The organism is Streptosporangium canum (assembly GCF_900113865.1).
GTDB lineage: Bacteria > Actinomycetota > Actinomycetes > Streptosporangiales > Streptosporangiaceae > Streptosporangium > Streptosporangium canum.
This window is the reverse complement of record NZ_FOQY01000014.1, coordinates 34710-52821: the sequence shown is the minus strand read 5'-3', so window position 1 is coordinate 52821 and position 18112 is coordinate 34710. Positions and strand designations below refer to the sequence as shown.

The following is an 18112-nucleotide window of genomic DNA, read 5'->3' as shown; positions in this document are numbered from 1 at the left end:
ATGCGCGTGCTGCTGACCGGGCACCAGGGTTACCTGGGAAGTGTGATGGCCCCGATGCTCGCCGAGGCGGGCCACGAGGTGATCGGCCTGGACTCCGGGCTCTTCGCCGACTGCGTCCTGGGCCCCGTGCCCGACGACCCCCCGGGCCACACGGTCGACCTGCGGGACGTCACCGCCGCCGAGCTGGCGGGGATGGACGCCGTGGTGCACCTCGCCGCGCTGTCCAACGACCCGCTCGGCTCGTTGGCGCCCCAGCTCACCTACGACATCAACCACCACGCCTCGGCGCACCTGGCCCGGCTGGCCCGCGAGGCGGGCGTGCGCCGGTTCCTGTACGCCTCCACCTGCTCGGTCTACGGCGCCTCCGGCGGCGGCGACCTGGTCGGCGAGGACGCGCCGCTGCGCCCGGTGACCCCCTACGCCGAGTCCAAGGTCCGGGTCGAGGACGACCTGGCCAAGCTGGCCGACGACGACTTCACCCCGGTCTTCCTGCGCAACGCCACCGCGTTCGGGTTCTCGCCCCGGCCGCGCGCCGACATCGTGCTGAACAACCTCGTCGGGCACGCGCTGCTCACGGGCGAGGTCCGGGTGCTGTCCGACGGCACCCCGTGGCGGCCGCTGGTGCACGCCCGGGACATCGCGAGCGCCTTCGTCCTGGCCCTGGCCGCTCCCCGCGAGGCCGTGCACGCCAGGGCGTTCAACGTGGGCACCGAGCAGAACAACGTGACCGTGGCGGAGATCGCCGCCGAGGTCGTCGAGGCGGTGCCCGGCTCCGAACTGGTGATCACCGGTGAGGCCGGGGCGGACCCGCGCTCCTACCGGGTGGACTTCTCCCGCATCCGCGCCGCGCTGCCCGGCTACCAGGCGCACTGGACGGTCAAGGAGGGCGCGGTCGAGCTGGTCGAGGCCTACCGGCGGTTCGGCCTGACCGAGCGGGACTTCCAGCACCGGTTCACCAGGCTCGCGCGGCTGTCGGCCCGGCGCGCCGAGGGCAGCGTCGACGACGCGTTGCGACCGCACGAGGTGGCCGCAGGTGACGACTGAGACCGTGGGGCGTGAGATGCACGCCCTGGTCGAGCGGCTCTACCCGCTGTGCCGGAGCATCACCGGCGACGGGGTGCGCCGCACTCTGGAGATCGTCGGGGAGTCCGTGCCCCTGCGGATCCATGAGGTGCCGACGGGGACCGAGGTCCTCGACTGGACCGTGCCCAGGGAGTGGAACATCCGTGACGCCTACATCAAGGACGCCTCGGGCGCCCGGGTGGTCGACTTCGCGGAGTCCAACCTCCACGTGGTCGGCTACAGCGTCCCGGTGTCGGCCACCATGTCCCTGGAGGAGCTCCGCGGCCACCTGCACACCCTGCCCGACCAGCCCGACCTGATCCCCTACCGGACCAGCTACTACGCGGAGACCTGGGGGTTCTGCCTGCGGGAGAACACCCTGGCCGGCCTGCCGGAGGGCGACTACGAGGTCCGGATCGACTCGACCCTGGCCGACGGCCACCTGACCTACGGCGAGCACGTGGTGCCCGGCCGGGTCCCCGACGAGGTGCTCGTCTCCTGCCACGTGTGCCACCCCTCGCTGGCCAACGACAACCTGGCGGGCATCGCGGTGGCGACCAGGCTCGCGCGGCGGCTGGCCGAGTCCGACCCGTGGTACACCTACCGCTTCCTGTTCATGCCCGGCACGATCGGCGCGATCACCTGGCTGGCGCGCAACCGGGAGCGCGTCGCAAGGGTCAAGCACGGGCTCGTGCTGGCCTGCGCGGGAGACGGCGGCGCGCTGACCTACAAGCGCAGCAGGCGGGGGGACGCGGAGATCGACCGGGTGGTGCGGCACGTCCTGCGGACCTCGGGGCGCGAGCACGAGATCGTGGACTTCTCCCCGTACGGCTACGACGAGCGGCAGTTCTGCTCACCCGGTTTCGACCTGCCGGTCGGCTCCCTGACCCGCACGCCGTACGCCGGTTACCCGGAGTACCACACCTCGGCGGACAACCCGGGCTTCGTCTCGCCCGAAGCGATGACGGACACCCTGGAGACCTGCTGGGAGATCACGCGGGTGCTGGAGCGCAACCACCGCTATCTCAACCTCAGCCCGTACGGCGAGCCACAGCTCGGCAGGCGGGGCCTGTACGGCTCGCTGGGTGGACGCAGCGACACCAAGCAGGCGCAGATGGCGATGTTGTGGGTGCTGAACCTCTCCGACGGAGAGCACAGCCTGCTGGACATCGCGGAACGGTCCGACCTGCCCTTCGCCACCGTGGCGGATGCGGCACAAGCCCTGCGTGGTGCGGGACTCGTCAAGGAGAAGGGGAAATGACGCAGGTTCAGACCGTCACGGGTTCCGGGGTGCTCAACCTCCGGGTCGGCGAGGTGGTGGAGGTCCTCAGCGAGGCCGAGATCCAGGCCACCCTGGACGAGAGGGGCGAGCTGGACGAGCTGCCCTTCATGCCGGAGATGCTCGCCTTCTGCGGGCGGCGGCTCACCGTGCACAAGGTGGCCTACAAGCTCTGCGACACGATCAGCCGTACCGGCATGCGGCGGATGGAACGTGCCGTGCACCTGACCGGGGCGCGCTGCGACGGGCAGGCGCACGGCGGCTGCCAGACGGCCTGCCTGATGTACTGGAAGGAGGCCTGGCTCAAGCGGGTGGACCCCGGCGCCCCCGAGGCGCCCGCCCCGGCGGCCTCCGGGGAATCCGCGGCGTCCGGGGCGTCCGGGGGATCGGGCGGCCTCGCGGCGGGCCGCCGCCTCCTGCCGATCCTGGAGGTCGCCGCCAGGAAGGAGCCCGGCCCCGACGGGGAGGAGCGCTTCTCCTGCCAGGCCACCGAACTGCTGCGGGCCGCGCCCACCTGCCTGCCGCTCAAGGACGTCCGGCAGTACGTCACGGACGTGCGCACCGGCAACGCGGGCGCGTTCTTCGCGCTCCGCGCCCTTCTCGTCGGACTTTTCAACCGCTTTCAGGACCGGAGCGGGCGGGTGCTGCCAAGCTGGCTGCAGATCAAGGGGGGCCTCAGGTGGGGCTTCGTCAAGGGCCGGCTCGTCGGCGCGACACCGAGCGTCACCCTCGACCTCCAGCCGGGAGAACTCGTCCGGATCAAGTCCAAGGAGGAGATCGTCGAAACCCTCAACCAGGACCTGCTCAACCGCGGGATGGGGTTCGAGGAGGAGATGTCGCGCTACTGCGGGCAGACGGCACGGGTGCTCTCGCGCGTCGATCGGTGCATCGACGAGAGGACCGGCCGGATGCTCCAGATGAAGACCGCCTGCATCGTCCTGGAGGGCATCGTCTGCGCGGGTGCGTACACCGTCAGCTGCCCCCGGGAGTTCATCCCGTTCTGGCGAGAGATCTGGCTGGAACGGGTCGAGGAGCCCGCCTGACCGGATCAGGGCACCGACTGCGGCGGTGCCGGTCCGGGGGTGAACTGTGAAAGGTAAGAGATGGAAGACAGACAGGGCGCGGAGCCGGCGACGGCCGACGCGGACCCCGCGGAGCCGGCCGCGGCCACCTCCCAGGTCGGGGAGATCGGCCGCCAGGCCGGTCGCGGGCTGCGCTGGAGCCTGCTGGGCAACCTGGTGATGAAGGCCGGCTCGTTCGCCATGAGCCTGGTCCTCGCCCGCCTGCTGGTACCGGAGGACTTCGGCGTCTTCGCCATCGCGCTGGCGGCGAGCCAGATGGTCATCCACATCAACGACGCCGGCATCATCGCGGCGACCGTGCAGTGGCGGGGCAGACTTGAGGAGATGGCGCCCACGGCTACGGTCGTGGCCATCACCTCCAGCGGCGTCCTGTACGGGATCTTCTGGATGATCGCGCCGTACTTCGCGCAGCTGTCCGGCAGCGAGGAGGCCACCTGGGTGATCCGGGTGCTCGCGGCCACCAACGTCGTCTACGGCCTGACCGCCGTGCGCAGCGCGGCGCTGCTGCGCAGGTTCGAGCAGGACAAGCTCACCAAGGCCAACCTGGTGGGCTTCCTGGTCAACGCCACGGTCTCCATCTCGCTCGCCGCCGGGGGCGCCGGCGCCTTCAGCTTCGCCTGGGGCCAGCTCGCGGGCGCCTCGGTCACCGGGGTGCTGGTGGTCGCCTTCGCGCGGCTGCGGATCCGGTTCGGCCTCGACCGCGCGGTCGCCAGGCGGCTGCTGGTCTTCGGGCTGCCGCTGTGCGTGAGCCTCGGCATCGAGGGCGTGCTGCTCAACGCCGACTCCGTCATCGTCGGCAACGCCCTCGGGCCCACCCTGCTCGGCCTCTACCTGCTCGCGTTCAACATCTCCAGCTGGGTGCCCGGCCTGATCGGCACGGCCGTGCGCTATGTCGCCCTGCCCAGCTTCTCGCGGCTGGCGGAGGAGGATCCGAAGTCGCTGTCGCTGGGCGTGCAGCGGGCGGTCCCGCTGCTGCTGTCCATCGTGCTGCCGATCGCGGTGGTGATGGGCACGCTCGCCCCCGCGCTGGTGGTCTTCCTGTACGGCGAACGCTGGGCCCCCTCCGCCGAGGTGCTGCGTTTCCTGGCGATCGTGATGACCGTGCGGATGCTGACCGCCCTGGCGTTCGACGTCCTGGCCTCTCTCGGCGCCACCAAGGCCACCGTCTGGCTCAACCTGGGCTGGGCGGTGGCGCTGGTGCCCGCGCTGACGACCGGCGCACGCGTGGACGGCATCCGGGGCGCGGCGATCGGGCACGCGGTGGTCGCCGTCCTGGTCGCGCTGCCGCTGGCGACGCTCGCCCTGCACAGAGCGGGAGTGGTCCTCGCCCCGATCGCCTCCGCCCTGGTGCGCCCGCTGCTCGGCGGCGTGCTCGCGGCGGCCGTCATGACGTCGCTGGCCCAGGTCGTCCACGGCGTTCCGCTGGTCCAACTGTGCGTGGCGGGCGGCACGGGACTGCTCGCCTTCATCCTCGTCGTCGTGCCGCAGGCCGTGCTCAGGCAGCTGGGCGGCCGGGTGACCGAGCTGATCCCCGCACGCTCCCGCTGACTGGAGAGGGAAACCGGATGCTTGGAACCGACACGCTGGTGTCCGTCGGGCTGCCCGTGCGCAACGGCGCCGCGAGGCTGGAGGGTGTGGCCAGGTCGGTGCTGGCGCAGGACCACGAGAACATCGAGCTGGTGATCTGCGACAACGCCTCCACCGACGACACCGAGGAGTTCTGCCGGGAGCTGGCGCACTCCGACAGCCGGATCACCTATCACCGGCAGCCGGAGAACGTGGGGCTGCTCAACAACTTCATCCACGCGGGGCGGATCGCCCGGGGGACGTTCTTCCGCTGGGTCGGCGACGACGACTGGCTGGCCCCCGAGTGCGTCTCCCGGTCCCTGCGCGCCTTCGCCGAGGACGAGCGGCTCATCCTGGTCACCACGCAGGTGTCCTACTCCGACCCCGACGGGACGGACCGGACCGGGGTCTACGAGGGCACCGGGCTGCTGTCCGACGACCCGGTCGAGCGGTTCGCCGAGATGCTGCGCATGCTCAACGAGAGTCACCTGCTGATCGACCCCCTGTACGGCCTGATGCGCCGCGCCGCCGTCGTCGGCATTCCCCGGCGCAACATGCTCCGCGAGGACGAGGTGTTCGCGGCGAAGCTCGCGCTGGCCGGGCCGTGGGGGCACGTGCCAGAGGTGCTGGCCCGCCGCAACTGGAAGCACGAGCGCATCGGGGTGGTCGGACGCCGCCTCGGCGTGCCCGCCTGGCAGGCGCACTTCTCCTCCACCCTGCAGTACCGCGAGATCCTGCGCTGGCTGGGTGCGGCCGACCTCACCGGGGAGCAGCGCGGCCGCGCGCGTGCCGCCGCGCACCGGATGTACGCCCGCCGCCAGTGGCGGACCGTGTCCCACCGCAGCCGCAAGCTCGCGCGGCTGGGCACCGGGCTGCTCCTGCCCGGCCGGTCCTCCGGGCGCTCGGCGGCCGGAAGCTGATCATGAATCACCGTGTGCGCGCGAGTCGCACCCGTCGCGAAGAAGGAGAGCGTTCAGGATGACCACCGTCTTTTCCAACAGCGTGGTGGACGACGACACCCGGCGCGGCCTGCTCTACGAGGGGAAGGTGTTCACCTACTCCGCGACGCCGGCCTCCAAGGAGCTCGTCGGCCTCGCCCAGCGGCTGATCGCCGAGGCGTTCGGCGACCACGACCCGCAGACCGCCCAGTTCGACATGCCGGTCGAGGAGTTCGCGGCCCTGCTCGCCGGCCTCAAGCCGAGGTTCATCCACCACCCCCGGTGCAAGGAACTGCTGCCGGCCGTGCTGGAGGAGCTCGGCTGCTCGCTCGACCGGACCTACTTCGACGTCCCCCGGCTGCGCACCTCCACCTCCGACGACTACCTCACCTCCGGCATCTCCTACGCCTTCCACCCGCACCGCGACTGCTGGTACTCCGCCCCGTTCAACCAGCTCAACTGGTGGATCCCGATCTACCCGGTGGTGCCGGAGAACGTGATGGCCTTCCACCCCCAGTACTTCGACCGCCCCGTGCGCAACGGAAGCGCGCGCTACGACTACGCCGAGTGGAACCGGACCAGCCGGCTCAGCGCGGCCCGGCACGTGCGCAGCGACACCAGGGAGCAGCCCAGGCCCGAGGAGCCGGTCGAGCTCGATCCGCAGGTGCGGGTGGTGCCCGAGCCGGGCGGGGTGATGCTGTTCTCCGGCGCGCAGCTGCATTCGACGGTCCCCAACACCTCGGGCAGGACCCGCTTCAGCATCGACTTCCGGACCGTGAACATCGACGACGTGCGCGCCCGCCGGGGCGCGGCGAACGTGGACGCGGCGTGCACGGGCACGACCCTGCGCGACTTCGTGCGCTGCTCCGACCTCGACCCGATGCCGGAGCGACTGGCGCTGGAGTACGAGGCCGAGGCACTGGCCCGGGTGAGCTGACGGCCCCGGCCGTACGTCCGCCGCCTACGGCGCGGGGCGTATGGCCGCGCGCATCCGTGACAGCCTGGCCCGTGCCGCCTCGCGCAGCGCGGGCCAGCCGCGGTGACGCTGGAACGGGAGCTCGAAGACCGCCGCGAACGCCCGGGCCGTCAGCAGGGCCACCGGTACGGCCAGCACGAGGGCGGTCAGGAACGCGGGCAGGCCCGCGGGCACGCGCGGCGCGACGATCAGCTGGTAGATCGCCACGACGATCGGAGCGTGGATCAGGTAGAGCGTGTAGGAGAAGGAGCCGAGACTCCGGATCGGCCGCAGGTCCAGCAGCCGGACCAGGGCCGCCGGCCGGCCCGTCGCCACTCCGGCCAGCAGCAGGCCCACCGCGGGGCCGAGCGCGATGTCGACCCAGAAGTAGTGCTTCACCGTCCAGACCGAGCCCTGCACGACGATCACCACGAGCACCGGGACGGCGGCGAGCGGCGCCAGCCAGTGCCAGGGCAGCCGCCGTACGCGTCCGTCCGCGGCGATGACGCCCGCGGCGACCACGCCCACCGCGAACAGCACGGCGAACTGGGGCGTCAGCCGCATCAGCATGCCCACGGCGGGCACACCGGGCGCGAGCAGGCCGATCGCCGCCACGAGCGCGGTGACGATCCCGAGCATCACGGCCGCGCCCGCCCTGCGCAGGATCAGCAGCAGAAGCGGGAAGACCAGGTAGAGCTGGGCCTCGATGGCGATGGACCAGAAGGCGCCGTTGGGACTCGGCGCGCCGAAGAGGTCCTGGAGCAGCAGGCCGTAGACGGCCACCGACTTGGCCGTGGGCGGTCCCTCTCCCGGCTGGGCGACCAGGGTCCACGCGATCAGCAGGCTGAACGCCAGGGCGGCCCAGTAGGGCGGCAGGATGCGCCAGGCGCGGCGCTGGGCGAACCGGCCCATGCCGCCCAGCCGCCATTGCGACCGCGCGGGGGAGACGGCCAGGGAGAAGCCCGACAGGACGATGAACACGACCACCGCGAAGTGTCCGTAGAGCAGCCAGCCGAGCCAGCTGGGGCCGGTGTTGGCCGGGTATCCGGGAAAGGCCATCAGCCAGCAGTGGTGAACCATGACGAACAGGGCCGCGACGCCGCGGATCCCGTCCAGTCCCGCCAGCCGGCCGCGGCCGCCGGCCGCCCGCTCCGGACCGTCGGCCGGGCCAGGCTGAACATCCCTTTCGGGTGATTTCATCCGCTAAAACCCCGTCTCGGACTGGTAGGGGCTGTCGCGTCTCCCCTTTTTGGCCTATCGACGGGTCTATCGCTGTATGGTCACCAGACGTAACATCCGATGAGGGAATGTCGAGCGGTCCGGCTCCGTGCCCGGCCGATGTAACGGGAGGTCTCTGCTTCCCGATGGGTAATTGTATTGTCGCGGGGGGTGGCGGTGCCCCGTCATAAATTAGGGGCGGATAAATATGGACTTCTGGAAGGCCATATTCGGGCTCGTCAAGCGTAGACTCATCGGCCCTCCCCTGGCCGTGCTCGCGCTCGCCGCGGCCACCCTGGTCTTCTTCCTGATGCCCACCACCTACGTGTCCACCGCGTCCATGGTGCTCACCACCCCCGCGACCGGTGGAACGCTCCCGTCCGACCCGACCAAGCCCCTCGGGCTGACCAACCCGCTGCTTCAGTTCAGCGACGGTCTCCGGGTCACGGCCGGCATCCTCATCCTCTCCATGAACGCCCCCGAGGTCGCGGCCGAGCTGGGCGTGCTGCCGAACGGCACCACCGAGATCACGATCAACGACGGCCGCACCAACCCGAACCTGCTGGGCATCAGCACCAACGGGCCGTTCGTCTACGTGGAGGTCCAGAGCCGGTCCGCCGCCACCGCCCAGGAGGTGGTGGTCAAGGCGAAGCAGCGCGTCCGGCGGGAGCTGACCGACCGCCAGCAGGCGCTCAAGGCCCCGCGCTCCACCTTCATATCGATCGTCGACGTGGTGCCCTCCTCCACCCCCGAGGCCAAGCTCTCGGGGAAGCTGACGGCCGCCGGCGGGACCCTGTTCCTCGTGTTCCTGGTCGGCATCGGCATCGCCTACGCCATGACCCAGATGCGGCAGGGCGGGCGGTCCGCCGATCCCGCGCGTCCCTCCGAGGGGGGCGGCGGGCCGCAGGAGGGCGCCTCCGGGGCCGCCGCGTTCTCCGGCACCGGGGCGGGCGCCGACCCGTTGACCGCCTACCCGCGGATGGACACGCGGGAGGCCGCGGAAGGACCGTTCCACGACGACCCTGAGCCGCTCGTCGTCGTGATCGAGAACGAGCCGTTCACACATCGGGACGACGACGCCGGCGACACCATCGTGTTCATGCGCACCAGCGGCCGGGACGACCACGAGAAGTGAGCGGGCCCTCCGGCGGCCGCCCTCCGGCCACCGAAGGGCCGGGCGCATCGCCGGCGGCCCGCGTCATCCGGTGGGGCGCACCGTTCACCGGCGGCCCGCGTCATCCGGTGATCTGGGCGCACCGTTCGATGGCGGCCCGCCGTACGTCCCAGGGCGTCTCCGACTTCGCCGAGATCATCATCGCCACCGCCTCCGGGCCCAGCCGGTCGGCGAACGCGATGGCCCCCTCACGGTCCAGCGGGGTCCGCTGCCAGTTCTTGTGGCAGATCGTGGTGTTCGAGGGCGGAGGCTCCGCGGACTCGCCCAGGACCTCGTCGACGAACACGCCGTAGAGCATGAACTCCGAGATGTGCAGGCGGGAGTTGAAGGCGTCCATCCAGTGCCGCCCGGTGGTCTCGCTCACCCGCCGCTGCATGGCGCGGACGGTGGCGGGGACCCAGAAGTTCAGCGCGGTCACGTAGTCGGTCAGCGGGGGCGGCGGCGCCGGGGGAAGGCCGAGCAGCTCGCGGGAGACCTGGTGCCACAGGACGTGCCGGTCCATGTCCGCGGTCACCCCCTTCTCCTCGCGGTGCAGGCACAGCCGCCCGCCGGCGGTGAAGCTCTCCACGGTGGTCGGGCGGACCAGCACCACGTCGGAGTCGGCGATCATCACGGCGTCCACGTCGAGCCGGGCGGCGAGAGCGATCTTGAGCGTCTGCTGCATGACCCAGCCCCGGACCGGAGGCCACGGCCTGCGGGCGTTGACCCACAGGGGGTAGGGCGCCAGGCGGAAGTAGTACTTCGGGAGAAGCTCCTGGTAAGTCCATATGCGGCAGCGCGGACCGGCGTACTTGGCGAAGATGTCCGTCCACACCGGAGAGATGATCACATGGTGTACGGTCTCGTCCGAGGTGTATTCCAGGACCGAACGGTGAAGATCGGCGAACAGCTCCGCGTCGGGCCCGTGGCTCGGTGTGATGACGGCAAGCTCGGTCATGGACAGTGGGCTCCAGTCATGCGGAATCGATGGTCACGAAACACCCGCAATCAGTATCGTCACACCGGTTGGACCGTTACGGCAGGCGTTCGAGGCAACCTCGGTCCCATTCCGAGCTCCCATTCCGAGTAACGCCCCGCCCAGGTCCGGGCGATGACCATTAGCGGGCTTCTGTGCGGTCGCCCGCCGTTCGGTTCGGGGAGGAAACGCATGGACTTCTGGGGAACGGTCCTCGTCGTATTCCGCCGCTGGTACATCTTCCTGCCGATATTCGCGCTGTCCCTCACCGCCGCCGGCGGCATCTACTCGACGGTCATGACGACCTACACCTCCAGCGCCGTCCTCATCCTGACCACGCCGACCACCGGCGGGAGCCTGCCGACCAACCCGGACATCCCCAACGGCCTGACCAACCCCATGCTCAACTTCGATCACGGGCTGAGCATCTCCGCCTCGATCCTCATCGCGGCGATGGGGACGTCGGACATGGCGGCCGAGCTCGGCGTGAGGGACGGCGGGGACTTCGCCTTCAGGGTGACCAACGGCGGCAACAACCTGGAGTCGCTCGCCACTGGACCGTTCCTGTTCATCGAGGGCGAGGCCTCCTCCGCGGCGGCCGCGCAGGACATCGTGAAGCGGGTCATCGTCCGGGCGAAGGCCGAGCTCGATCACCGGCAGAAGGCGGTGCGGGCTCCCATGGCGACCTACATCACCACCTACGAGGCGGTGCCGCCGACCACCCCGATGGCGCAGCGGGGCCGGAAGCTGCGCGCGGTCGCGGCGGCGATGGGCGTGGGCGTCGTGGCGAGCCTGTGCGCCTCGTTCATGGCCGAGAGCTTCTTCCAGAGACGGAAGGCCCGTCGCCAGGCCGGCGCCCCGGACCCCGCCGACACGCCGGGCGAGCGGCCCCTGCCGGACCGGGCCGCCCTCAACGGCCGGGCGCACGCCGACGGCCCGGTTGCGAGGCACTGACCCCATGGCGGCCAAACCCACCCTGCCGGCCCGCCGGCGTGCCGACGGCGCGACCCTGGCCAGCCTCTTCGCCGTGGCGCTGCTGATCGTCCCGGCCCGCATGGTCTTCCGGGCGCTGCCGCTGTCGATCACGCCGGCCAGCCTCATCGCCCTCGCCGCGGCCCTTCTCTGGCTGTGCGCGCACCTCACTCTCACGCTGGGCATGGCCAAGGGCCGCAACCCGGTGCGCACCGCGTTGTTCGTCTACCTGACCGCGATCGTCGCCACGTACGGCTACGCCAGCTACGGCTACATGCCGTCCGACGAGCTCAACCTGGCCGACCACGCGCTGATCCTGCTGGTGGCCAACGCCGGTCTCGCGCTCATGATGTGCGACGGGGTCCGCGGCGCCGCGCGTCTCGACTTCGTGCTCCAGGCCGTCGTGGTGGCCGCGTCGGTCATCGCGGTGATCGGGGCCTTCCAGTTCCTGTTCGACCTCGACCTCACCCAGTACATGCAGATCCCCGGACTCCGCTACACCTCCGAGGACGGATTCATCACCGAGAGGTCCGACTTCCGCCGGGTCGCCGCGACGACCGGCCATCCCATCGAGTTCGGTGTCGTGTGCGCGATGCTCCTGCCGATCGCCGTCCACTACGGCTTCCAGGCCGGCGAGCGCGCCGAGCCCGCCCTGCGGTGGTGGGTGTGCTCCGGGCTGATCGGGATGGGCCTGATGTTCTCGGTCTCGCGCTCCGCGGTGCTCGGGCTGGCCGGCGTCGGCGTCGTCCTGTTCCTCGGCTGGCCCGCCCGGCGGCGGCTGCACGCGATGGGAGTCGTCCTCGTCTTCCTGATCCTGATGAGGATCATGGTTCCGGGGCTCCTGGGCACGTTCTACGGCCTGTTCGCGAACTTCGGCAACGACGACAGCATCCGCTACCGCACGCACGACTACGAGGTCGCCGCCCACGAGATCGCCAAGCACCTGTGGCTGGGCCGTGGAGCGGGCACGTGGTACGCCCCGAAGCATCAGGTCTTCGACAACCAGTACATCCTGTCCACGGTGGAGACCGGTCTGATCGGCATCGGAGCGATCGTCGGGATGTTCGGGTGCGCGATCTACGCGGGACTCCGGGCCCGCCACCTGAGCAGCGATCCCGGCACGCGCGACCTGGGCCTCACCCTGGCCGCCTGCATGGTGGTCCCGCTCATCGGGGCGGCGACCTTCGACCTGCTCTCCTTCGCCACCGTCACCGGTCTGGCGTTCCTGCTGATCGGCGCCGCGGGGTCGCTCCTGCGCAGCGCCACCGAGACGGCCGCGCTCCATCCCCGCGACACCGGCACGTTCTGGCGCGTCCGCGCCCCCAAGGACCTGTTCCGCGGATCCGGCGGGAGGAGCGACCAGGTCGTGCCCTGACCGCTCCCGCCCGCCGGGCCCGTCTCAGCCGTCGCACTCCAGCGGTCCGACGACGGAGGTGATCCGGTAGTTCTGGTCGATCTTCACCAGGGAGTTGCCGGCCCAGTCGATGGCCTTGCAGTCGGCCTCGACCGGTCCGTAGATCCAGGAGTCGTCGACCAGCTTGTTGTCGCGCACGACCAGATTTCCGCGCGCGTTCTTCAGCTGGATGCTGTAGGTGCCGCCCATCACGAGGTTGTCCGTGACGACGGCGTCGACGATCTGCTTGTCGACGAGGAAGATCGGCGCGGTGACGTCCTTGGCGTGGCGCTGGTCGATGGTGTTGTGGTCGAAGGTCAGGCCCTTGCCGGTGTTGTAGGTCTGGATGCCGTCGGAGTGGTCACCCGGGTTGGAACACAGGTTGGCGTAGGAGTCGCGGATGACGACGTCGTCGCCGGAGGCGCGGAAGCCGTCGCCGTGGTTGCGGACGTGCACCCGCAGGGCGGTGTATTTGTCCTGTCCGATCCCCGGCAGCGTCTTGCAGCCCTGGGCGGGGCCGACGGTCGAGTCGGTGATGGTGAACCGGTAGGTCCGGGGGCCGTCGGCGTTGATGACGCCTCCGTCGATCTGGCTGTTCCTGACCGTGACGTTCTCGGCGTGGATCAGCAGGTCACCGGGGATGTGCACGCCGTCCAGCACGGTGTCGGGCTTGGTGACCCGGTAGGCGGCGCCGTCCTCGTTGAGGGTGCTTCTGCGCAGCTGGGTGCCGGGCGGCACACCGGTGCAGGCCGGGGTCGGATGCCCCGCACAGCTGCTGCCGCCGTCGCTCGGCCGGGGGGTCGGCGTCGGTCCCGGGGTGAGTGTCGGCCGGGGGGTCGGGGTGGGCTTCGGGGTGAGTGTCGGCCGGGGGGTCGGGGTGGGCTTCGGGGTGAGTGTCGGCCGGGGGGTCGGGGTGGGCCTCGGGGTCAGCGTGGGCCGGGAGGTCGGCGTGGGCCTCGGCGTGCCGGTCGTGGTGGCGCTGGGGCTGGTGGAGGTGCTGGGACCCGGGCCGGCCGTCTGGCTGGAGCTGCCGCTCGGACTCGCGCCGGTCTGGCTGGGAGAGGGGCTCGTCCCGGTTGTCTGGCTCGGGCTGGGGCCCGTGCCGGTCTGGCTGGGACTTGGGCCCGTGCCGGTCTGGCTGGGGCCGGGGCTCGCGTCGGCCGTCCGGCTCGGGCTCGATGACGTGCCGGGGGTGGCGCCCGTACTCGGGGTGGGGCTCGGGACCGGCGTCTCACCCGGCCCCTGGGACGGCTGCGGCGGCTGGGACGGACCCGTGGGCACCGGCGCCGGGGAGTGGTCGCGCCAGCGGAAGATGACGTCCACCCAGTAGTTGTAGCCCTTGGCGTTCCAGCGGTCCGGGAAGGTGCTCCTGCCGTACCCGAACACCCCCGCGTTGCGGGACGTCGTGGCCAGCGGCCCTGAGCGGGCGGAGTCGAAGCCCCTGCTGCCCACGTAGTTGCCGGCCGCGCTGTGGTAGGAGACCGTGTAGAGCTGCTTGGCCTTGAGCCGCACCGGCGAGGCGAAGCGGGCCTCCTGCCAGCCCGAGGCGCTCTCTCCGTCGAACGTCACGCGCGCCAGCCGTTTCCCGCCCGCGCTCCACAGGCTTCCGGTGTGCTTGCCCTTGTCGCCGGGGGCCTTGTAGAACCGGACCCCCGCCACCCAGCCGCTCCTGGCCGCGGTGAAGCGCATGCCCAGTTCGACGGGCGCGCGGTCGGCGCGCGGGGTGGCCTTCACCTTGGTGCTCGTCGACCAGAAGCTCGTCTCCTTGGGCTCCTGCGGTGCGGCGGCGGGCGCGGGCTGAGCCGCGGCCGCCTGTTCCACGGTGACGCCGTCACGGGTAATGAACCAGACAGCCGGGACGGACACCGCCACGACGGCCACGATGAGGACTGCGACCAGTCCCGGTTGTGACCGTCGGCGGCGGCGGGGCGGCCTGCCTTCGCTATTTCCACCCCGGCGTGGGGGGCGTGTACTGGTCATCTCTCTGACCTCCGCGCCGATTTGCGGTCGGCTCGACAATGTGTCCGTTTGGTCCTCGCGCAGAGGCCATTGTTGCGGCTGAGGTCATAGATACGCATCAGTTTTGCGGGTATTGCCGAGAAGAGTTCCCAAATGACGATTGTTCGACTATGTCATTACTTGATCACATCGGCATGAGGGCCGTCTCATCTGATGTGCCAACAATAAGGAGGAGATGGTGTGAAAGTTAGCCTACGCAGGTCAGAGGGCCGACAGTCGAGGTGACGCGGTAGTTCTCGTCGATCGTCACCAGCGAGTTGTCAGCCCAGTCGATCGCCTTGCATTCGGAATCGACCGGACCGTAAACCCAAGACTTGTCGACCAGTTTGTTGCCCCGCATGATCAGCTTTCCGCGTCCGTTCCGGAGCTGAATGCTGTAGGTGCCGCCCATGATCAGATTATTGGTGATCACGGCGTCGACGATCTGCTTGTCGACGAGGAAGATCGGCGCGGTGACGTCCTTGGCGTGGCGCTGGTCGATGGTGTTGTGGTCGAAGACCAGGCCCTTGCCGGTGTTGTAGGTCTGGATGCCGTCGGAGTGGTCACCCGGGTTGGAACACAGGTTGGCGTAGGAGTCCTTGACCACGACGTCGTCGCCGGAGGCGCGGAAGCCGTCACCGTGACCGCGGACGTGCACCCGCAGGGCGGTGTACTTGTCCTGTCCGATCCCCGGCAGCGTCTTGCAGCCCTCGGCGGGGCCGACGGTCGAGTCGGTGATGGTGAACCGGTAGCTCCGGGGGCCGTCGGCGTTGATGACGCCTCCGTCGATCCGGCTGTTTTTGACCGTGACGTTATCGGCGTGGATCAGCAGGTCGCCGGGGATGTGCACGCCGTCCAGCACGGTGCCGGCGGTCCTGACCCGGTAGGCGGCGCCGTCCTCGTTGAGGGCCTTCACGGTCAGCTTGGTGCCGGGCGGCACGCCGGTGCAGGCCGGGGTCGGATGGCCGGGGCAGCGGCCGGTGGCGCCGGTGGGCTCACCCGGGGTGCCGGTGGGCCGGCTCGTCGGGCTCCCGGCCGAGGACGACGTGCATCCCGTCAGGGACATCACGGTGACCGCTGAGACGGCGGCGAGCAGACTGACCCATCGCATGTCGTTCACCCCATCGCATCCGGATCGCAGAGCCGATCTCGCAACTGCTTCCATGATCCCGCAGAAAGGTCCCGCCCGCTGATCGCCGACACGGGAAGGGGCCAGTCGATCCGCAGTCCGGGATCGTCGTAGCGGACGGACAGGTCCTCGGCCGGGTCGTGCTCCCGATCGATGCGGTAGCAGACGTCGGTCTGCTCGGTCAGGGCCTGGAAGCCGTGCAGCAGCCCGGGGGGCACGTAGAGGGTGACGAAGGTCTCGTCGTCGAGCAGCACGGAGGTCTGCTCGCCGAAGGTGGGCGAGCCGGGGCGGGCGTCGACCAGCACGTCGTGCACCGCCCCGCGCGCGCAGCGCACCAGCTTGGCCTCGCCCCGGCCGGAGCGGCCGTGCATCCCGCGGACCGTCCCCTGCCGCGAGCGGGACTGGCTGTCCTGCACGAACGCCGCGGGGTCCAGCCCGGCCCCCTCGGCGACGACCTTGTCGAAGGTCCTGGTGAACAGCCCCCGGTCGTCACGGTGTGGCGTCGGTACGAACAACAGCACCCCGTCGATTTTGGTTCGTTCTACTCTCATCAGGTCATCCTTTTCAGAGGCGATCGGGAGGCGTTCCGGTGAACGACGCTGTGGACGAGGACACCCCGCCGGGCCGCGGACGGCCCGGCGAGCGGCAGCCGGTTGTCAGCGTCGTCGTGCCCGCGCACAACGAGGAGGCCGTCGTCGCGAGCGGCCTGCGGCGGCTGCTGGCGGGGACGGCTCCGGGTGAGTTCGACGTGGTGGTGGTGGCGAACGCGTGCTCCGACCGCACGGCGGAGGTCGCCAGGCAGGCCGGCGTGCGCGTCGTCGAGACGCCGGTGCCGGGCAAGGCCAACGCGCTGCGGCTCGGCGACGAGACCTGCCGGACCTTCCCCCGCGTTTATCTGGACGCCGACGTCGAGCTGGACGCGGAGTCGGTGCGCGCGCTCGTCGCCGCCGCGGGCCGCCCCGGCGTGCTCGCCTGCGCCCCGGTCCCGGCGTGGGATCTGGCCGGAGTCGGCTGGTTCACCCGGCGCATGCACAAGGTGCACGACCAGTTGATCGCGCCGTTCCGGGCGCTGGCGGGAGTCGGGGTGTACGTCCTCACCGAGCAGGGGCACGCCCGGGTCTTCCCCCTGCCGGACGTGATCTCCGACGACGGCTGGGTGCACGGCGGTTTCGCGCCTCACGAGCGGGCGGTGGTGTCCGAGGCCCGGTCGCTGGTCCGCCCGGCGCGGACCGTCTCGGCGCACCTGAACAGGCGGGTGCGGGTGCGCCTGGGCAACCGGCAGCTCGCCGAGCTGGGCCGGTCCGCGGCCGAGGGCCGCCTGCGGCTGAGCTCCCTGGGCGCCCTCGTGGCAGGACGGAAGGTCAGCCTCCTCGACGCGGGCTGCTACCTCACCGTCCTGCTCATGGACCGGACGCTGACCCGGATGCGCGCCTCGCGCGACAGCGAAGTCCAGTGGGGCACGGACGCCGGCAGCCGGTCCCCGGCGGGCGGATAGCCGGCGGGGGGCCGCGGCGCCGTCCGTCCGGGCGGTGACGTCCGGGGGGCCGGCACGGCCTGCCGTACCGCTGTCCGAGAGGTGGCGGGGCCGCCCGGTACGGCCTGCCGCCCCGCCGTCCGCGTGGCCGCTACGGCCGGGCACCGGCCCGCTCGGTGATCGCGTATACCCGGACCGAGCCGAACGGGCTGTCCTCGGCGCTCCTGCGTCCCCGTGTCACCGTGCGAAGGTGGCGGAAACGGCCGGTGCTCAGCAGGAACGCCTCCTCGACCGGGTTGAAGTAGATCACCGTGACCGGGCGCGGGTTCCGGTCCACGGTCGCGATCAGCCGCTCCATCACGGTCGCGAAGGTCTCGCCCCGGAAGGGGTTGTTGAGGAACACCACGCTGACGTCGTCGGGGATGTCGTAGTCGAGCACGTCCGACCGGACGAGGTCGACGTCCTTGCAGCGCAGGCGGAGACGGGTGCTCGCGATGTTCTGCCGTGCGATGTCGTTGAGCTGCTCGGACAGCTCGACACCGATCACTTTCCCGAAGGGGTACCGGGACGCCGCCTCCAGCACCATGCGGCCCATGCCGGAGCCGAGGTCGATGAAGACGTCGTGCTCGCCGACGTCGCGCCGGGGCAGCGTGCGCCGGAGGGTCTGCCAGTTCGCCGCCGAGTAGTAGACCCTGTCATGCCGGGCCAGCCCGAACTCCTCAAGGCCCACGACGTCGGAGGTCCGTACACCGTACCGGCGCTCGAACAGGAGTTGGACGGAGGTACGGCGCAGCCATTTGTAGGACCGCCGGAGCCCTTCCACCGCTCCGGCCGCGGTTGCCGCGCCCGCGTCGACGCAGCTCTCCATCAGGGCGGCTAGCTCCGTGGCGGCGACGGTCTCGATGAGCACGCTCATG

General features: G+C 70.7%; 16 protein-coding genes. 10 read left to right on the top strand and 6 right to left on the bottom strand.

Going from position 1 to position 18112, the window contains the following annotated elements:
- Genes BM085_RS21345 through BM085_RS21320 form a run of 6 tightly spaced genes read left to right on the top strand, consistent with a single transcriptional unit; the run spans position 1 to position 6864 of the window.
- Entirely contained in the window at positions 1-1044 is a 1044-nt protein-coding gene (locus BM085_RS21345) for an NAD-dependent epimerase/dehydratase family protein (RefSeq protein WP_093888725.1), read from the top strand.
- A complete protein-coding gene (locus BM085_RS21340; protein ID WP_093888724.1) occupies positions 1034-2323 on the top strand; it encodes a DUF4910 domain-containing protein in 1290 nt (429 codons plus the stop codon). The genes BM085_RS21345 and BM085_RS21340 overlap by 11 nt, the downstream gene beginning before the upstream one ends.
- Entirely contained in the window at positions 2320-3384 is a 1065-nt protein-coding gene (locus tag BM085_RS21335) for a hypothetical protein (RefSeq protein WP_093888723.1), read from the top strand. Before BM085_RS21340 ends, BM085_RS21335 begins: the two co-directional genes overlap by 4 nt.
- Before the next feature lie 60 nt (positions 3385-3444).
- On the top strand, positions 3445-4971 hold the full coding sequence (locus BM085_RS21330; RefSeq protein WP_093888722.1) for an oligosaccharide flippase family protein: 1527 nt from the start codon (positions 3445-3447) through the stop codon (positions 4969-4971).
- A gap of 17 nt (positions 4972-4988) precedes the next feature.
- Positions 4989-5909 (top strand): glycosyltransferase family 2 protein, encoded by a 921-nt coding sequence (locus BM085_RS21325; RefSeq protein WP_093888721.1) that lies wholly within the window; start codon positions 4989-4991, stop codon positions 5907-5909.
- Between the two features lie 58 nt (positions 5910-5967).
- The gene (locus tag BM085_RS21320; protein ID WP_093888720.1) at positions 5968-6864 is read left to right on the top strand and encodes a phytanoyl-CoA dioxygenase family protein; all 897 of its coding nucleotides are present in this window, start codon (positions 5968-5970) and stop codon (positions 6862-6864) included.
- Positions 6865-6888: 24 nt separating this feature from the next.
- Here BM085_RS21320 and BM085_RS21315 read toward each other — a convergent pair whose 3' ends face one another.
- Entirely contained in the window at positions 6889-8082 is a 1194-nt protein-coding gene (locus BM085_RS21315; protein WP_093888719.1) for an acyltransferase family protein, read from the bottom strand.
- Between the two features lie 226 nt (positions 8083-8308).
- Here BM085_RS21315 and BM085_RS21310 point away from each other — a divergent pair, with 226 nt between their 5' ends.
- A complete protein-coding gene (locus tag BM085_RS21310) occupies positions 8309-9235 on the top strand; it encodes a hypothetical protein (RefSeq protein ID WP_093888718.1) in 927 nt (308 codons plus the stop codon).
- A gap of 100 nt (positions 9236-9335) precedes the next feature.
- Here BM085_RS21310 and BM085_RS21305 read toward each other — a convergent pair whose 3' ends face one another.
- Positions 9336-10211, bottom strand: coding sequence for a DUF6492 family protein (locus BM085_RS21305; RefSeq protein ID WP_093888717.1), 876 nt, complete (start codon positions 10209-10211; stop codon positions 9336-9338).
- 210 nt (positions 10212-10421) lie between these two features.
- On the opposite strand from BM085_RS21305, the gene BM085_RS21300 reads away from it, so the two are divergent.
- Complete coding sequence (locus BM085_RS21300; protein ID WP_093888716.1) at positions 10422-11183, top strand: hypothetical protein; 762 nt, start codon at positions 10422-10424, stop codon at positions 11181-11183.
- Between the two features lie 4 nt (positions 11184-11187).
- The gene (locus BM085_RS21295; protein ID WP_093888715.1) at positions 11188-12576 is read left to right on the top strand and encodes an O-antigen ligase family protein; all 1389 of its coding nucleotides are present in this window, start codon (positions 11188-11190) and stop codon (positions 12574-12576) included.
- A gap of 24 nt (positions 12577-12600) precedes the next feature.
- Here BM085_RS21295 and BM085_RS21290 read toward each other — a convergent pair whose 3' ends face one another.
- From BM085_RS21290 to BM085_RS21280, 3 genes are all read right to left on the bottom strand, one after another.
- A complete protein-coding gene (locus BM085_RS21290; protein WP_177245196.1) occupies positions 12601-14466 on the bottom strand; it encodes a DUF4082 domain-containing protein in 1866 nt (621 codons plus the stop codon).
- Positions 14467-14800: 334 nt separating this feature from the next.
- The gene (locus tag BM085_RS21285) at positions 14801-15703 is read right to left on the bottom strand and encodes a hypothetical protein (protein WP_143121006.1); all 903 of its coding nucleotides are present in this window, start codon (positions 15701-15703) and stop codon (positions 14801-14803) included.
- Between the two features lie 5 nt (positions 15704-15708).
- Positions 15709-16272, bottom strand: coding sequence for a dTDP-4-dehydrorhamnose 3,5-epimerase family protein (locus tag BM085_RS21280; RefSeq protein WP_093888712.1), 564 nt, complete (start codon positions 16270-16272; stop codon positions 15709-15711).
- A gap of 38 nt (positions 16273-16310) precedes the next feature.
- On the opposite strand from BM085_RS21280, the gene BM085_RS21275 reads away from it, so the two are divergent.
- On the top strand, positions 16311-17216 hold the full coding sequence (locus tag BM085_RS21275; protein WP_218158787.1) for a glycosyltransferase family 2 protein: 906 nt from the start codon (positions 16311-16313) through the stop codon (positions 17214-17216).
- A gap of 130 nt (positions 17217-17346) precedes the next feature.
- Here BM085_RS21275 and BM085_RS21270 read toward each other — a convergent pair whose 3' ends face one another.
- Positions 17347-18111: a class I SAM-dependent methyltransferase gene (locus tag BM085_RS21270; protein ID WP_093888711.1), complete on the bottom strand. Its 765-nt coding sequence runs from the start codon at positions 18109-18111 to the stop codon at positions 17347-17349.
- Between the last annotated feature and the right edge of the window lies 1 nt (position 18112).

What these genes read in the sequence shown, in the direction of transcription:
- BM085_RS21300 (WP_093888716.1), top strand. Translation starts at nt 10,422, where the DNA reads ATGGACTTCTGGGGAACGGTCCTCGTCGTATTCCGCCGCTGGTACATC.
- BM085_RS21345 (WP_093888725.1), top strand. Translation starts at nt 1, where the DNA reads ATGCGCGTGCTGCTGACCGGGCACCAGGGTTACCTGGGAAGTGTGATG.
- BM085_RS21280 (WP_093888712.1), bottom strand. Translation starts at nt 16,272, where the DNA reads ATGAGAGTAGAACGAACCAAAATCGACGGGGTGCTGTTGTTCGTACCG.
- BM085_RS21315 (WP_093888719.1), bottom strand. Translation starts at nt 8,082, where the DNA reads ATGAAATCACCCGAAAGGGATGTTCAGCCTGGCCCGGCCGACGGTCCG.
- BM085_RS21295 (WP_093888715.1), top strand. Translation starts at nt 11,188, where the DNA reads ATGGCGGCCAAACCCACCCTGCCGGCCCGCCGGCGTGCCGACGGCGCG.
- BM085_RS21330 (WP_093888722.1), top strand. Translation starts at nt 3,445, where the DNA reads ATGGAAGACAGACAGGGCGCGGAGCCGGCGACGGCCGACGCGGACCCC.
- BM085_RS21310 (WP_093888718.1), top strand. Translation starts at nt 8,309, where the DNA reads ATGGACTTCTGGAAGGCCATATTCGGGCTCGTCAAGCGTAGACTCATC.
- BM085_RS21285 (WP_143121006.1), bottom strand. Translation starts at nt 15,703, where the DNA reads ATGCGATGGGTCAGTCTGCTCGCCGCCGTCTCAGCGGTCACCGTGATG.
- BM085_RS21325 (WP_093888721.1), top strand. Translation starts at nt 4,989, where the DNA reads ATGCTTGGAACCGACACGCTGGTGTCCGTCGGGCTGCCCGTGCGCAAC.
- BM085_RS21320 (WP_093888720.1), top strand. Translation starts at nt 5,968, where the DNA reads ATGACCACCGTCTTTTCCAACAGCGTGGTGGACGACGACACCCGGCGC.
- BM085_RS21270 (WP_093888711.1), bottom strand. Translation starts at nt 18,111, where the DNA reads ATGAGCGTGCTCATCGAGACCGTCGCCGCCACGGAGCTAGCCGCCCTG.
- BM085_RS21335 (WP_093888723.1), top strand. Translation starts at nt 2,320, where the DNA reads ATGACGCAGGTTCAGACCGTCACGGGTTCCGGGGTGCTCAACCTCCGG.
- BM085_RS21305 (WP_093888717.1), bottom strand. Translation starts at nt 10,211, where the DNA reads ATGACCGAGCTTGCCGTCATCACACCGAGCCACGGGCCCGACGCGGAG.